Source organism: Polynucleobacter sp. MWH-Creno-3A4, from assembly GCF_018881885.1.
Taxonomy (GTDB): Bacteria; Pseudomonadota; Gammaproteobacteria; order Burkholderiales; family Burkholderiaceae; genus Polynucleobacter.
This window is the reverse complement of the sequence record NZ_JACXSA010000001.1, coordinates 973,241-988,111: the sequence shown is the minus strand read 5'-3', so window position 1 is coordinate 988,111 and position 14,871 is coordinate 973,241. Positions and strand designations below refer to the sequence as shown.

At 46.5% G+C, this 14,871-nt stretch carries 19 protein-coding genes; 12 read left to right on the top strand and 7 right to left on the bottom strand.

The annotated features are described in order from the left end of the window. Positions 1-32 precede the first annotated feature (32 nt). The 4 genes from xerD to IEN92_RS05025 all read right to left on the bottom strand — a co-directional run bounded on the left by xerD (position 33) and on the right by IEN92_RS05025 (position 2,106). A complete protein-coding gene (gene xerD / locus IEN92_RS05040) occupies positions 33-965 on the bottom strand; it encodes a site-specific tyrosine recombinase XerD (RefSeq protein WP_216161200.1) in 933 nt (310 codons plus the stop codon). A 29-nt stretch (positions 966-994) separates the two neighbouring features. Next, the gene (locus IEN92_RS05035; protein WP_216161197.1) at positions 995-1,267 is read right to left on the bottom strand and encodes a BrnA antitoxin family protein; all 273 of its coding nucleotides are present in this window, start codon (positions 1,265-1,267) and stop codon (positions 995-997) included. Next, positions 1,251-1,553, bottom strand: a complete 303-nt coding sequence (locus IEN92_RS05030) for a BrnT family toxin (RefSeq protein ID WP_216161194.1) — start codon at positions 1,551-1,553, stop codon at positions 1,251-1,253. Before IEN92_RS05030 ends, IEN92_RS05035 begins: the two co-directional genes overlap by 17 nt. A 67-nt stretch (positions 1,554-1,620) precedes the next feature. Beyond that, complete coding sequence (locus tag IEN92_RS05025; RefSeq protein WP_216161191.1) at positions 1,621-2,106, bottom strand: YajQ family cyclic di-GMP-binding protein; 486 nt, start codon at positions 2,104-2,106, stop codon at positions 1,621-1,623. A 101-nt stretch (positions 2,107-2,207) separates the two neighbouring features. Here IEN92_RS05025 and murB point away from each other — a divergent pair, with 101 nt between their 5' ends. Beyond that, positions 2,208-3,245: a UDP-N-acetylmuramate dehydrogenase gene (gene murB / locus IEN92_RS05020; protein ID WP_216161188.1), complete on the top strand. Its 1,038-nt coding sequence runs from the start codon at positions 2,208-2,210 to the stop codon at positions 3,243-3,245. A 13-nt stretch (positions 3,246-3,258) separates the two neighbouring features. Here murB and xseA read toward each other — a convergent pair whose 3' ends face one another. Next, positions 3,259-4,479: an exodeoxyribonuclease VII large subunit gene (xseA, locus tag IEN92_RS05015; RefSeq protein ID WP_216161185.1), complete on the bottom strand. Its 1,221-nt coding sequence runs from the start codon at positions 4,477-4,479 to the stop codon at positions 3,259-3,261. Positions 4,480-4,792: 313 nt separating this feature from the next. Here xseA and IEN92_RS05010 point away from each other — a divergent pair, with 313 nt between their 5' ends. The 7 genes from IEN92_RS05010 to IEN92_RS04980 all read left to right on the top strand — a co-directional run bounded on the left by IEN92_RS05010 (position 4,793) and on the right by IEN92_RS04980 (position 9,714). Then, a complete protein-coding gene (locus IEN92_RS05010; protein ID WP_216161182.1) occupies positions 4,793-5,425 on the top strand; it encodes a MotA/TolQ/ExbB proton channel family protein in 633 nt (210 codons plus the stop codon). A gap of 14 nt (positions 5,426-5,439) precedes the next feature. Beyond that, the gene (locus IEN92_RS05005) at positions 5,440-5,892 is read left to right on the top strand and encodes a biopolymer transporter ExbD (protein WP_216863903.1); all 453 of its coding nucleotides are present in this window, start codon (positions 5,440-5,442) and stop codon (positions 5,890-5,892) included. Positions 5,893-5,912: 20 nt separating this feature from the next. Continuing rightward, positions 5,913-6,995, top strand: a complete 1,083-nt coding sequence (gene lpxK, locus IEN92_RS05000; protein WP_216161176.1) for a tetraacyldisaccharide 4'-kinase — start codon at positions 5,913-5,915, stop codon at positions 6,993-6,995. Between the two features lie 20 nt (positions 6,996-7,015). Continuing rightward, positions 7,016-7,195 carry a Trm112 family protein gene (locus IEN92_RS04995; protein ID WP_216161173.1) on the top strand — a complete coding sequence of 60 codons (180 nt, stop codon included), beginning with the start codon at positions 7,016-7,018 and terminating at the stop codon, positions 7,193-7,195. A 23-nt stretch (positions 7,196-7,218) separates the two neighbouring features. Further along, complete coding sequence (kdsB, locus tag IEN92_RS04990; protein WP_216161171.1) at positions 7,219-7,977, top strand: 3-deoxy-manno-octulosonate cytidylyltransferase; 759 nt, start codon at positions 7,219-7,221, stop codon at positions 7,975-7,977. Positions 7,978-8,081: 104 nt separating this feature from the next. Beyond that, positions 8,082-8,747: an adenylate kinase gene (adk, locus tag IEN92_RS04985; protein ID WP_216161168.1), complete on the top strand. Its 666-nt coding sequence runs from the start codon at positions 8,082-8,084 to the stop codon at positions 8,745-8,747. 1 nt (position 8,748) lies between these two features. Then, positions 8,749-9,714, top strand: coding sequence for a GDP-mannose 4,6-dehydratase (locus IEN92_RS04980; RefSeq protein WP_216161165.1), 966 nt, complete (start codon positions 8,749-8,751; stop codon positions 9,712-9,714). Positions 9,715-9,723: 9 nt separating this feature from the next. Here the strand turns inward: IEN92_RS04980 and nrdR are convergent, their stop codons facing one another. After that, positions 9,724-10,170, bottom strand: a complete 447-nt coding sequence (gene nrdR / locus IEN92_RS04975) for a transcriptional regulator NrdR (RefSeq protein WP_068947890.1) — start codon at positions 10,168-10,170, stop codon at positions 9,724-9,726. 31 nt (positions 10,171-10,201) lie between these two features. Continuing rightward, entirely contained in the window at positions 10,202-11,446 is a 1,245-nt protein-coding gene (glyA, locus tag IEN92_RS04970; protein ID WP_216161161.1) for a serine hydroxymethyltransferase, read from the bottom strand. Positions 11,447-11,522: 76 nt separating this feature from the next. On the opposite strand from glyA, the gene tolQ reads away from it, so the two are divergent. Genes tolQ through tolB form a run of 4 tightly spaced genes read left to right on the top strand, consistent with a single transcriptional unit; the run spans position 11,523 to position 14,753 of the window. Next, positions 11,523-12,179: a protein TolQ gene (gene tolQ / locus IEN92_RS04965; RefSeq protein ID WP_215375198.1), complete on the top strand. Its 657-nt coding sequence runs from the start codon at positions 11,523-11,525 to the stop codon at positions 12,177-12,179. A 6-nt stretch (positions 12,180-12,185) separates the two neighbouring features. Beyond that, entirely contained in the window at positions 12,186-12,605 is a 420-nt protein-coding gene (gene tolR, locus IEN92_RS04960) for a protein TolR (protein ID WP_215375194.1), read from the top strand. 15 nt (positions 12,606-12,620) lie between these two features. Beyond that, positions 12,621-13,439, top strand: coding sequence for a cell envelope integrity protein TolA (locus IEN92_RS04955; RefSeq protein ID WP_216161158.1), 819 nt, complete (start codon positions 12,621-12,623; stop codon positions 13,437-13,439). Between the two features lie 3 nt (positions 13,440-13,442). Then, positions 13,443-14,753: a Tol-Pal system beta propeller repeat protein TolB gene (tolB, locus tag IEN92_RS04950; protein WP_216161156.1), complete on the top strand. Its 1,311-nt coding sequence runs from the start codon at positions 13,443-13,445 to the stop codon at positions 14,751-14,753. Positions 14,754-14,871 lie beyond the last annotated feature (118 nt).

Here is a 14,871-nt window from a genome sequence, read left to right as displayed (position 1 = left end):
CTTAATCACTTATTGAGTAAGGGATTTACGTTTTAAGTGCCACGGGGATGGTGTTGCTGATGAATTGATTTGAGGCGCTCTCTAGCCACATGGGTATAGATCTGGGTAGTTGAGATGTCGGCATGCCCCAACAATAGCTGTACTACCCTTAAATCTGCACCATGGTTCAGCAAATGGGTTGCAAAGGCATGGCGCAGAGTATGGGGTGATAAGGCAACCGGGATGTTGGCTAGGGTGGCGTAACGCTTTATTAAGGCCCAGAATGCTTGCCTCGTTAAACCCGTGCCGGTATGGCGCCCCACAAATACCGCATCAGTCGTTTTTCCCTCTAGCAGTGGTGTTCTGGCCTCTGCTAAATACCTGCGCAGCCACTGCCCTGCTTCGCCGCCAAATGGGACGAGTCGCTCTTTGCCACCTTTGCCGTTCACGACCCGCACTACGCCCTCATTTAATCCAAGCGCTACCGTTTTAAGAGAAACGATTTCTGAAACACGTAGACCGCTGGCATACATGAGCTCTAACATCGTGCGATCACGTAATCCCAACGGGGTTTCAATATCAGGGGCATTGAGTAAAGCGGTCACCTGGTCTTCACTTAAGGTTTTCGGAAAGCGCAGTGCTTGCTTAGCGGCACGTAAACCAATACATGGATCACTCTTGACTAAATTGATCCGCAAAGCGTGACGATAAAAACGCTTAAACACGGTGAGACGTCGATTAGCAGTGGTAGCTTTATCAGCCCTACGATGTGCAATGTAGGCAGTGAGGTCTTTTTCGGTAACAGCGTATAAATCAGCTTGATGATTTTTGAAGAGCCACTGCGCTAATAGCAGTAAGTCTCTTCGGTATGCCGCCAAACTATTCTGCGCTAGACCATCCTCTAGCCAGCAGGCATCACAAAAGCGTTCAATCGCCTCTTGGCTTGCTGGGGCTATTTGCGCTTCGGCATCCATAGAAGCTGCCATAGCTCGCTAGAGATCAAGCATTCTAGAATTCACTTGGTGACCTCTTCCAGTTTTTCAGCAAGCCAAATCTTCATTAATGATTGGTAGGGCACGTCCAACTTATTTGCCTGTAATTTAATATTCTCTAAAAAACTTTGCGAAAGACGCAGAGAAATTGAAGCGGTAGTTGGCTTAAGATTGGGCATGGTGATGTGAACAGCTTTTGATAAATCAAAATAGTCCGCAGCGTCATTCTTTTCCCAAAAGGAGCGCTCCTCCTTCTCATTCTTAAACTTTGGAATTGTCTTAGCAGGCTTTTTCATAAAATGCCCTTTCTTTTTTACTCATTGGTCCTGCAGAAACTACCCGAATAAGAGTCTCCTGCTTACGCAAGGTAAACACCACCGAGAGAAGCCTTCCAAGCGTTGTTATGCCAAGCGCGAGGTAGCGCCTCTCGTCTGAACTATGTTTTTCATCTCCTGCAATCAATAGAGGCTGATTAAAAAAAATTTCCTCAGCCTCGCCCTGAGCTACAGAATGCTTTTCAGTACTTTTATAAGCATTACCCGTATCCCACTGAAATCCAGTAACGCGATTAAAGTCTATCATTTATGTATATTATCATAATATACATTCTCTTAAAGCGCAAATGGTTATTGCGATGCCAACAAAGCCATTAGTCACGGAAATTATTAAAGCCCAAGGGTGCTTCGGTCACTTCTTTTTTCAGAAGTGCCATGGTTTCTTGCAAGTCGTCACGTTTGCCACCTGTCACACGCACTGCATCACCCTGAATGCTGGCCTGCACTTTGATCTTGCTATCTTTGATGATGCGCACAACTTTTTTAGACAACTCTGAAGTAATCCCTTTTTGAATCTTCATGGTTTGCTTGCGCTTATCACCACCAATGGTTTCCGTTTTGTCATCTTTAAGATAACGCACGTCCACATTACGTTTAGCCATTTTGTTAATCAGCACATCGCGTACTTGGCCCAGTTTGAAATCATCATCGCCGTACAGAATGAGCGCTTCATCTTTTTGTTCTACACGGCTATCTGAACCTTTGAAGTCAAAACGATTACTAATTTCTTTATTAGACTGCTCAATCGCATTTTTGAGCTCAACCATATCGGGTTCACAAACTACGTCAAATGAGGGCATTTCTTACTCCTTATATATTGCTGATCGGTTTCTACAAGTCATCTCTTGCTTATTCTGGCAATTATCTGCGGATTTAGCAGACATTCGAATAAGATTGTGGCATGAACTCCGCCCCCAATACGCCTGCACCAGCAAAATTGACGCCCCATTTGGGCTTAAAGGGTCGCAACACCTTTGGTCTGGATGCGACTGCTGAGCTTGCCTATGATATTAGCGCGCCTGAGCAAATTCCGGCGGTGATGGGGGAGATCCTGACGCAAAATTCAGTATGGCGAGTACTAGGCGGCGGCAGTAATGTAATTTTGCCCACAGTATTGCCTGGTGTAACCCTGCTCATGAACATCATCGGGCAAGAGATTGTGAGTTCCGATAAAAATGCCACAGTTATTTCAGTAGGTGGTGGAGTGAACTGGCATGAGTTTGTTGCCTGGACACTAGAAAACAATCTACCCGGCCTTGAGAATCTCGCACTCATCCCGGGCACCGTTGGCGCCGCACCCATCCAGAATATCGGTGCCTATGGTGTTGAGATAGCCGACTATATACACAGCATTGAAGCATTTGATAGCAAGACAAATGCCTTTATCTCTTTAAGCAAAGAAGATTGTCAATTTGCTTATCGGGATAGCTACTTTAAGAAAAATCCTCAACGCTTTATTGTTACTAAAGTCGTATTTCAGATTCCTAAAGCCTGGCAAGCCAAAATTCATTACGCTGATTTAGCAAAATACTTTGAAGGCAAACCCACTCCGACTGCCGAAGAAGTTTTCCTAGCGGTGTGCAAAATTCGTACGCATAAATTACCTGATCCCAAACTGATTGGTAATGCCGGTAGCTTCTTTCAGAACCCGGTCGTCCCCAATGAGCAATACGAGACCTTGCTTAAGAAATATACGGGGCTGGTGTCCTATCCCGATGCACCTGGTAAGCGCAAGCTGGCTGCTGGCTGGCTGATTGATCAATGTGGCTTTAAAGGCCAGCGCATGGGTGAAGTCGGTGTTTATGAAAAACAGGCCCTAGTATTGGTCAACCATGGCAATGGCACTGCGCAAGATATCTTAGGTCTTGCTAAATGTATTCAAGACAAAGTACACAATGAGTTTGGCGTAAGTCTCGAAATAGAGCCTAATATTCTTTAGCTTGTTGTAATGGCTAGTGCTTAATTTCTGAGAAGCGCACCTGCGCCTCTCCTTCGGCCAAGCGCACTTCAAATCCTTGATCTATATTGAGTTCACCCGGCTTGCGCACTGCGTGTAATTGCTCTTTGCCTTCTTGTTGATGTTTACTCAAAATAACTGCGTAGCCACGCTCAAGTGTTCGTTGTGGATTGAGAATCTCTAATTGGGATTGGTAATGGGTTTGATTACGCTTCCAATTTTCCATGCGAACAGACCATGCTTGATTCAGTCGTTGCTGCCAACTCGTAATTTGTTCACGCATCCGATCAGGATTGGGTAAGGCATGACTTAATCTGAGTGCAAGCTGATCTAAGGTTTGCGCTTCACGCTCTACCCGTTGATTCACTCGTTGTAGTAATGCTTGCTTGATCGCATCTAATTCTTGGAGAAGCTGATCTTTTCTGGGTGCTGCTAGCTCTGCCGCACCCGTTGGGGTTGGGGCTCGCAGGTCGGCAACAAAATCGGCGATTGTGAAATCAGTTTCATGCCCCACGCCACTCACTACTGGAATAGGGGAGTTTGCAATCGCATAAGCCAGTTGTTCATCATTAAATGCCCAAAGATCTTCAATGCTGCCACCACCTCGTACTAACAAAATCACATCGACTGCATTTTCCTTTTCAGCTGCTTTGAGTGCAGCAACAATTCCCGCAGGTGCATCGGGACCCTGCACTAAGGTTGGATAGATCACAATCGGAATATGTGGCGCGCGTCTTGCGAGAGTAGATAAGACATCCTTTAATGCAGCCGCTTGTGGCGAAGTAATAATGCCAATCGAGCGGGGATGCGTTGGAATCTCTCGTTTACGGTCTTCATCAAATAAACCCTCTTTGGCTAACTTGGCTTTGAGTTTTAAGAAAGCTTCATACAAGCCACCCATGCCAGCGCGTCGTAAAGTTTGAATGGTGAGTTGGATGTCACCCCGAGGAACGTACATTCCGAGGCTGGCACTAACTTCTACCAAATCGCCTGATTGGGGCATAAAGCCCACCTGGCCATTGCGACCCCGAAACATCACACAGCGAATTTGACCTTCCTCGTCCTTCAATGAGAAATACCAGTGCCCACTGTCGTAGGCTTTGAAGTTCGAAATCTCCCCGCTAACCCAAACAGTATCGAAACGATCTTCCAAAGAAGCAGCAATGGCACGGTTGAGATCGCCAACATTGAGTATTTCCCTTGATATTTCGGTCATTTTTTCTCTTTATCCACAAGGGCATCTAGCTCAGACGCCAATAAATATCCACAGCAAGCCATTCTTTTAGGACTCAGTCTCCACAAGTAAGTAATTACTGACCCAAAACGTCTCATAAATCCAACAAATAAATTACAAGCCATTGATTTATATCGGTAAATTTGGTGGCCAGATTAGAGGCCTGTATACCCCTTCTGATCTCTTTTACCAGCAATCAAGGACTTAGCACCCCATCTTGAAAAAGTTTTGCACAGAGTTATCCACAGCTTATCTTCTGAAACCCGCTTTTTAATTCAGCTAAAGTACTGAGCTTATGTACTCCATCTTACTATCCGCTGGTTGGCCGATTTGGCCTCTTTTAATCATTTCGATTGTTGGCCTAGCCATTGTTTTGGAACGTAGCTGGTATTTGCGACAAATCCATATTTTCCCAAAAAATTGTCTAGAAACTGCTTTTAGCCTTTGCAATCAATTGCTTAAAGAAAATAAACCAACAGATGCACAAATTAGCGCGCTTGCTCAACTCTCTCCCGCTAGCCCTCTGCTTTCATGTGTTCTCAAAGAGAAACTTGCTGGTAACAACGCTGAAGCGGCGCTAGAAGAACTCCAAGCGGTCGCGCAAACGACTTGGTTCAAGTTAGACCGATACCTAGGTACGCTAGCAACGATTGCAACAATCGCTCCCTTGTTGGGTTTATTTGGCACTGTTGTTGGCATGATCGAAATCTTTGGTAGTCAAGGGGCGATCAATGGCGCTGGTAGCCCCCAACAATTAGCTCATGGTATTTCAGTAGCGCTATACAACACTGCCTTTGGATTACTCATTGCGATTCCTGCACTCGCTGCATGGCGTGGCTTAAGAGCCATTGCCAATCAACGTCAACGCGAGTGTGAAGAATTCACCCGTCAGTTGTTTAAAAAACTGTACTCAAGGGATGCAAAGTAGTGAGCAGGTTCAGTTTGCACTCTTCATCCAGAGGTGGTTTTTCACTTCGCACCCCAGAAGCTGCACCTGAGCCAGAAATTAATCTCATTCCATTTATTGATGTGTTGTTAGTCGTACTGATCTTCCTCATGATCTCTACTACTTTTACACGCTATCAAGAACTAGCTATCACCTTACCCACTGCAAACGGCAGTCAAAGTCAGGCGGATAACAAACAAGTGCATATTGCAGTAAGTCGTGATGGTCGCTTTGCGATCAACGGCAAGGTCACAGACCGTAGCCAATTGAGTAGTGCATTAACCCAGTTAGCCAATCAAAGTGGGGCCTCAAAAGAAGGTGCTAATACCTTGCAAGTGAACATCGATGCTGATGCGAGAGCACCCCACCAGGCTGTCATGAGCGCTCTAGAAGCTGCGCGTGACGCCAATCTCTCCAATATTGTGTTTAGCAGCCAAACTCAAAAATAAGCATAGAGAAATTTCTCATCATGGTATGCACCTTTTTCCGTAAAGCTCCAAAGTTTTGGGAAAGACGTGGGCCCACCGCCCTGCTGCTTTGGCCACTATCTTGGCTTTATGGTTCAGTTCTGCGAATACGCAAGCTGATTAATGACTTAGGCCTCACTCATAATCAAGCCGCACCTGTGCCTGTCATCATCGTGGGTAATATTCGCGTTGGTGGCACCGGCAAAACTCCGATTGTGATTGCATTAGCACAGCGCTTAGCGCAACTTGGTTGGAAGCCTGGAATCATTAGCAGGGGTTATGGCTCTGCACTCATTCATCCGACGCAAGTGCATAGCAATTCTGATCCGCAGCAAGTTGGCGATGAGCCTGTTTTAATTGCCAAACGAACCGATGATCAATTTCCGATTTGGGTTTTTCCAAAACGTCAGCAAAGCATTAAGTCTTTATTGAGATACTCACCTGAAGTGAATGTCATCATTAGCGATGATGGTTTGCAACATAGTGGCTTAGTGCGTTGGCCAGCACGCGAAGGTGGCCGCGATATTGAGTTTGTCGTGCGTGATGGTCGCTGTGAAGGTAATGGCTTCCTCTTGCCTGCAGGGCCATTGCGTGAGCCTGCTCAGCGTGGCCGCGATGCGACTCTAATGACCGAGTCCACTGGTGGCAATAAAAGCGGCTTACTGGATGAATACTTTGAAGGACGGCGTGCTTTTACCCTACTAGGCAACTTGGGCACTCCTTATCAACTGATCAACCCAAGCAATACACAAACGTTTGAGCAGATTGCAGCGGAATTTCTGCCGGCCAAAATCATTTCCGTTGCCGCGCTTGGCAATCCGCAGCGCTTTTTTAATGCCCTTCAAAAACAGGGCATTACAGGAAAACGCATTCCACTCGCAGACCATGCCACGTATACACCAGAGTTTTTTGCCGAAATGAATGCCCAATGCATCCTCATTACCGAAAAAGATGCTGTGAAATGTGCTGCCATTACAGATGAGCGCATTTGGGTGGTACCGATGACTCTCAATCTTCCGGATAACTTGATAGACTGGATGCAATCGATTTTGCAAAGACCCGATCCGCGTAGCTATAACTTATAAAGCACTAAACTTAGATAATCATGGATAAACGCCTACTCGAAATTTTAGTGTGCCCTTTGTGCAAAAGCTCTTTGCACTTAGACGCAAGCAAGCATGAACTGATCTGCAAGGCTGATCGCCTGGCTTATCCGATTCGGGATGATGTGCCTGTGATGCTGGTAGATGAAGCACGAACCCTTAGTGCTGACGAAGTGCTTTAAGTCATTCCTCCCTAAATAACGGAATGAGCACTAACGCAACCCCAACATTTTTGGTAGTCATACCAGCACGCCTGGGTTCCACTCGCTTGCCCCGCAAACCGCTGGCAGATATTGTCGGCAAACCGATGGTGGTGCGAGTTGCCGAGCGTGCAAAGCAATCGCAAGCCCAGCGCGTAGTAGTTGCAACCGATTCTGCTGAGATTGAGGCTGCCTGCAAGGCGAATCAAATTGATTGCTTGCTGACCAGCTCCGATCATCCTACTGGCACTGATCGCATCGCTGAAATTGCACAACAACTCAAGCTACCCGGTGATGCGATCGTTGTTAACGTGCAAGGTGATGAGCCCTTGATTCCGCCTGAGCTCATTAATCAGGTTGCGCAAACTTTAGCCAATAATCCTCAATGTGCCATCTCGACTGTCGCCGTCTCCATTATCGATCGATCTGAGATAAACAATCCTAATGTCGTCAAAGTTGTATTGAATCGCGCAGGCGAAGCTTTGTATTTTTCTCGAGCACCCATTCCGTTTATTCGAGATGCAGGGCGCCAGTCAGCGACTGAGCATTTGCGTCATTTAGGCATTTATGCCTATCGTGCCGGTTTTTTACAGGCCTTCACTCAATTAGAGCCGGCACCCCCTGAACAAGCAGAGGCTTTAGAACAGCTTCGTGCACTGTGGAATGGCTACCGCATTGCCGTTCACAAGGCCACAGAGGCCCCTCCAGCAGGGGTAGATACCCCAGAAGATCTCGAGCGGATCAGGCAAATTCTGGGCAAATAGACTTTTCACCAATCCCTCAAGTTTCTCGGGGATAATCCTAGGCATTAGCAATACAAGATCCCAACAAAATACGGGACAATGACAGCTCTTCTAAGGGGAAAACAATGCGGTTAATTCTGCTCGGTGCACCAGGTGCTGGAAAAGGCACACAAGCTCAGTTCATTTGCGAAAAGTTTGCAATTCCACAGATCTCTACGGGAGATATGTTACGTGCCGCTGTTAAAGCGGGCACTGAACTGGGGGTAGCTGCAAAAAAGATTATGGATGCCGGTGGTTTAGTTTCTGACGACATCATTATTGGCCTTGTTAAAGATCGTCTCACTCAGCCGGATTGCAGCAAGGGTTATCTGTTTGATGGTTTTCCAAGAACGATCCCACAAGCACAAGCCATGAAAGATGCTGGCGTGCCCATCGATTATGTCCTCGAAATCGATGTACCTTTTGATGCCATCATCAGTCGCATGAGTGGTCGCCGCGTACATCCTGCCTCGGGCCGCACTTATCACATTACATTCAACCCACCTAAAGTTGCTGGCAAGGATGATGTCACCGGCGAAGACTTAATTCAACGGGATGATGACAAAGAAGAAACTGTTCGCAAACGTCTTCAAGTTTATGATTCACAAACTCGTCCACTCGTTGACTATTACTCATCCTGGGCTGTTCAAGCAAGTCCTAGCGATAAAGTAAAGGCTCCCGCCTATCGCAAAGTCAGCGGCACCGGTAGCGTTGAAGACATCACCGCCTCAATCTTTGCAGTTCTTAAGTAAATTGGCAGCCAAAAAAGCCTTAATCATCGGCATTACTGGGCAAGATGGTGCTTACTTAGCGAAGCACCTTTTAAGCAAAGGATATGAAGTAACTGGTTCATCGCGCGATGTGATGGCCTCGTCCTTTAATAACCTCAATACTCTTGGCATCCGCGCGAAAGTTAAACTAATTTCTGTTTCGATTAATGACTTTAGAAGCGTATTTAATGCGATTCAAGACTCCGATCCCGACGAGATTTATAACCTTGCTGGCCAAACTTCCGTTGGACTGTCGTTTGATCAGCCCGTTGAGGCCATTGAGAGCATTGCTATTGGCACCCTTAATATATTAGAAGTGATTCGTCTTCTGAATAAGCCGGTACGCTTTTATAACGCTGGCTCAAGCGAGTGCTTTGGGGATACAGGCGACACTCCAGCAAACGAACAAACACCGTTTGCACCCCGCAGCCCCTACGCTGTAGCAAAATCTACTGCGAAATGGCTAATTAATAGCTATCGGGAATCCTATGGACTGCATGCTTGCACTGGCATCTTGTTCAATCATGAGTCTCCTTTACGTCCAGAACGCTTTGTCACGCAGAAGATAGTTACAGGGGCAGCAAAAATTAAAGCCGGAAAACTCGATAAATTACAACTTGGTAATTTGGATATTTCTCGTGACTGGGGTTGGGCGCCAGAATATGTGGAGGCAATGTGGTTGATGATGCAGCTTGATCAACCAGACGATTTTGTCATTGCCACTGGTAGAAAAGAATCTCTCAAATACTTTGTAGCTAAGTCGTTTGAATACTTCGACCTAGATTGGCAAAAGTATGTAGAAATTGAGCAGAGCTTCTTCCGCCCCAATGAGATTGTGTCTAGCGTCGGCAATCCTGAAAAAGCAATCAAAACGCTTGGTTGGAATAAGCCTACAGATATCGATGGCGTTATCAAGATGATGTGCGCTGAAAAAGCTAAGTCGCTTTAAGCAGCGTAATTACTTCAGCTCTTTGAGAGCACTTTCGAACGATTCAATATCAGCAAAGCTACGATAGACCGAAGCAAAACGAATATAAGCCACCTTATCAAGGCGCTTGAGTTCACGCATTACCAATTCACCTACCCGCTCACTCGGAATTTCTTTTTCGCCAAGGCTGAGTAATTTTTCTTCAATTCGGGCAATTGATTCATCAACGGAATCTGAAGAAACTGGGCGTTTTCTCAAGGCTAATTTAATTGAGCTAGCCAGCTTGTCATGACTGTACTCCACCCGACTGCCATTCTTTTTGACAATGGCCGGGAGCGCCAACTCTACTCGCTCATAGGTTGTAAAACGCTTGTCGCATTTGGCACAACGGCGGCGTCTGCGAATGGTATCGCCCTCGTCCGATACCCGGGTATCAAGCACCTGGGTATCGTCGTTATGGCAAAAAGGGCAGCGCAAGAGATTCTCTTTTTTCTAGGAGTGAGTTTTCTTAACCGTATACAGGGAAGCGCTTGGTTAACTCGGAAACCTGAGCGCGCACTTTAGCAATATTGTCTGGATCGTTTGGATTATCCAAAACATCTGCAATGAAGTTGCCCACTTGTATTGCTTCTGCTTCTTTGAAGCCACGGGTAGTCATTGCTGGTGAGCCCAAACGAATACCACTTGTCACCATCGGTTTTTCTGGATCATTGGGGATACCGTTCTTGTTGCAAGTGATGTGTGCCTCGCCCAATACACGCTCAGCTTCTTTGCCAGTCATTTTCTTGGCACGCAAATCTACCAACATCACATGAGAATCAGTGCCGCCAGAAACAATACGCAATCCACGAGAAATGAGTGTCTCTGCAAGTGCTTTGGCATTGGCTACTACTTGCTTTTGGTAATCTTTAAAGCCTGGCTCTTGCGCTTCTTTGAAGGCGACTGCTTTAGCAGCAATCACATGCATTAAGGGGCCGCCTTGCAATCCCGGGAAGACCGCAGAGTTAATAGCCTTTTCGTGTTCAGCCTTCATCAAGATGATGCCGCCACGGGGACCACGCAAACTCTTATGGGTAGTAGAGGTAACAATGTCTGCATGCGGTACTGGGTTTGGATAAACCCCCGCGGCAACCAGGCCTGCGTAGTGAGCCATGTCCACCATAAAGATCGCGCCCACTTCTTTTGCCAATTTACCAATGCGCTCGAAATCAATTTTCTTTGAGTAGGCAGAAGCACCAGCAATAATCAATTTGGGTTTGTGCTCACGCGCCAAACGCTCCATTTGCTCGTAATCAATTTCTTCATTTTTGTCTAAGCCGTAAGCAATTGGATTGAACCACTTACCGCTCATATTGAGTGCCATGCCATGTGTTAAGTGCCCACCTTCTGCCAAGCTCATTCCCATAAAGGTATCGCCAGGTTTTAAGAAAGCCAAGAACACTGCTTGGTTAGCAGATGCGCCGCAATGGGGCTGCACATTTGCTGCTTCAGCCCCAAACAAAGCCTTGACACGATCAATCGCCAATTGCTCAGCAACATCCACAAATTCACAACCGCCGTAATAACGCTTGCCTGGATAGCCTTCTGCATACTTATTTGTCAATTGAGAGCCTTGAGCGGCCATCACTGCTGGCGAGGTGTAGTTCTCAGAAGCAATGAGCTCAATATGGTCTTCTTGACGCTGATTTTCGTTCTGAATGGCTTCCCACAGTTGGGGATCGGTTTTGGCTAAGGTGTTCTGACGGTCAAACATAGTGATAATCCTGATGAAGTTCGATTGCTGAGTGAATTAACTTAGTAAAATCAACCTACATCATACAAAATCCACCATGACCACTACTCAAGACCTCTCCTTCCTCTCCCTAGTCCTCAATGCCAGCCTATTAGTCCAGTTGGTCATGTTGTTATTGCTGGGCATGTCGATTGCCTCCTGGACCATCATTTTTAAGAAAACGGCGGTTTTACGGGGGGTTAGACGAGATACCGAGCGCTTTGAGCGTGACTTTTGGTCTGGCGGGGATCTGGCTACCCTTTTAGAGTCTGCACAGCGTAATACCCGCAGCGATGCTGTCCTGGAGCATATCTTTGAGGCTGGCATGCAAGAGTTCATGAAAGTACGTGAAATTGATGCTGCCCGTCGCGCGATGAAAGCAACTTACCAGCGTGAAATGGATAGCCTTGAAGCAAACCTCCCTTTCTTAGCTTCCGTTGGTTCTGTCTCACCTTACATTGGCCTCTTTGGCACTGTTTGGGGAATCATGCACTCCTTCCGCGGCTTAGCCAATGTTCAGAATGCAACTCTTTCTGCTGTAGCTCCTGGAATTGCGGAAGCACTCATTGCAACCGCCATTGGTTTGTTCGCAGCCATTCCTGCGGTAGTAGCTTATAACCGCGCCGCAACAGATGTTGATCGGCTGGCAATTCGTTTTGAAACTTTTATTGAAGAGTTCACCAACATCTTGCAACGTCAAACTGCAGGTCGCTAATTCAATATGGCCGCATCTTCTTTACGCAAATCAAAACGTCGGGCAATGTCCGACATCAACGTCGTTCCTTATATCGATGTGATGTTGGTATTACTAGTGATCTTTATGGTTACTGCGCCAATGGTCAATCCTGGCGTCGTGAACTTACCCACTGTTGGCGGTGCCAAGGTTCAACCCTACCCTCCAATTTTTTTGACAATTAATGCTGATGAAAAAATCACAATTCAAAAAGAGGGTGAACCAGCTCAAAACTTAAATAAATTTGAGGTTGGTGCTTTTGCACGCTCACAAGCAGAAAAATCTGCTGATCAGCCCATCATGATTGCGGGCGATAGAGATATTAAGTACGGGGTTGTAATGGATGTGATGTCCACGCTCAAAGAGAATGGTGTTAAACGAATTTCTTTAGCAGTAAAGACCCAATAACTGACATTAGCCTTAATGAACAGTACACCCGCACTTCAGCCGCCTAACAACCTTTTTAAGCGCGGACGATTTACCAAACAAGAAAGCACGAAACGCGCTTTTAGTTTTTCTCTTTTTGTTCACCTTGGTTTGCTTGCTTTTCTCATGTTCAACATTAACTGGAAATCACAAACGCCATCCGGAATTGAAGTAGAGCTTGTCGATACTCCAATTCAAGTAAGCTCAATTCAGGAGCCTGAAGTCAAAACTGTTGCAAAAGAAGAAGCGGCCGATATTGCAGTTAAGAAAAAGATTGTGGAAAAAGAGCCTCCTAAAAAAGAAGTAGTAAAGGAGACTCCGAAAGCCGTCAAACCTCCTCCACCCAAGGAGAAGGAAAAACCGAAGAAGGAAGAACCTAAGAAAGCTGAAGCTCCTAAAGCACCCTCTCCAGCAGAAACCAAAGCGAATGCTGCTACTGAGAAAGTTCGCGCTGATCAGTTAGCCCGTTTACGCGCCGCTGCGGGTGCCGAGGGTGGTAGTGGTGGCACGGTGGGTAGCGGTGTTGGTGGCGGTGGCAATGCCCCTCCTGGCTGGACTGACAAAGTCATCAAGAAGGTAAAACCTCTCATTGTGTTTAATGCGGAATCTGTCAGTGGCAACCCCGCAGCAGTCATCCAGGTGAACCTAGCTCCAGATGGCGCCATCTTGAGTACGAGTGTTTTAAGCTCAAGTGGCAATCCCAGCTGGGATCGCGCAGTCTTACTAGCACTTTCTCGTGCAGAAAGTTTGCCGAAAGATGACAATGGCAAAATTCCCCAACGCGAAGTAAAACTGACCTTTAAACCCAAGGACTAATGCATGCTGCAGTCGATGAAAAAAATGCTTTCGAAATGGCAATCACACACTGCACTAGTTGCTGCGCTCCTGATTGGCATTGCAACCCCTGCATTAGCCCAGATGAATATTGAAATCACAGGCGTTGGTCAATCACTGTACCCAATCGCAGTGATGCGCCTCAAAGATGAAAATAAATTACCTACCAGTGTCACTGAAATCATTCGTCAAGATTTAGCACGCAGTGGTTACTTTAAAAATACTGAAAATGGCAATGCCGTTCAAAGCGATGAGGGCACACCCAACTACAAGTCTTGGTCTGCTCGTGGCGCCGATGCCCTAGTAGTTGGCTCCGTAGTGCAAACAGGGCCTGCCCAGTTTGAAATCCACTACAAACTGTTTGATATTCGTAAATCACAAAATTTGGGTGGCTTAAAGCTGGACTCCAGCGCCGATAATCTGCGTGCAGCGGCCCACAAAATTGCCGATGACATCATCTTCAAATTACTCGGTGAGCGCGGTGTCTTCTCCACTCGCCTCTCCTACGTCATCAAGGATGGCAAGCGCTATCGCTTAGTGATCTCAGATGCGGATGGTCAAAATATTCGCAATGCCATGAATAGTAGCGAGCCCATTATTTCTCCATCATGGTCACCGGATGGCAAGAAGGTGGCCTACGTCTCTTTTGAAGATCGCAAGCCAGTCATTTATGTGCATGAACTTGCAACCGGCCGTCGTATTTCCCTTTCTAATCAGAAAGGCAATAACAGCGCACCGGCATGGTCACCTGATGGCAAGAAGTTAGCAATCTCGCTTTCGAAAGATGGCAACACCCAAATCTACGGAATCAATGCTGACGGTACAGGCTTGCATCGCCTCACTCGTGGTTACACGATTGATACTGAACCACAGTACTCTGCCGATGGTCGTTATATTTATTTCACCAGCGATCGCGGTGGTAATCCGCAGATTTATCGTATGAGCGCTGAGGGCGAACAGGTTGAAGGTGCAAAACGCATTACTTACAAACAAGGCTTTGTCACATCACCCCGCGTTTCTCCAGATGGTAAGTACTTAGCCTATATTGCCAATATTGGCGGTGCTTATCGTTTATATATTCTGAATTTAGCAACCGGTGACTCACAAGCCTTAACCGATGGCACTAGCGATGAATCACCTTCATTCGCAGCCAATGGACGCTATGTGTTGTATTCGACAAAAGTCAATGGCAAGCGCGTCTTGGCTGCTGTCTCAGTAGATGGCAACTCAAAACAAGTTCTCAGCATTCCAGGGTCTGATGTGCGTCAGCCATCCTGGGGTCCATTTATGGATTAAGTCTTGGCGCTAGGCAAAGACTTAATCTAAACCCTTTCGGACATCCCGCTTTTAGGGCGAAATCCTCACTTTTTGTACTGTTAGGGGCATAATATTGATTATGAGCCCAGATATTGAC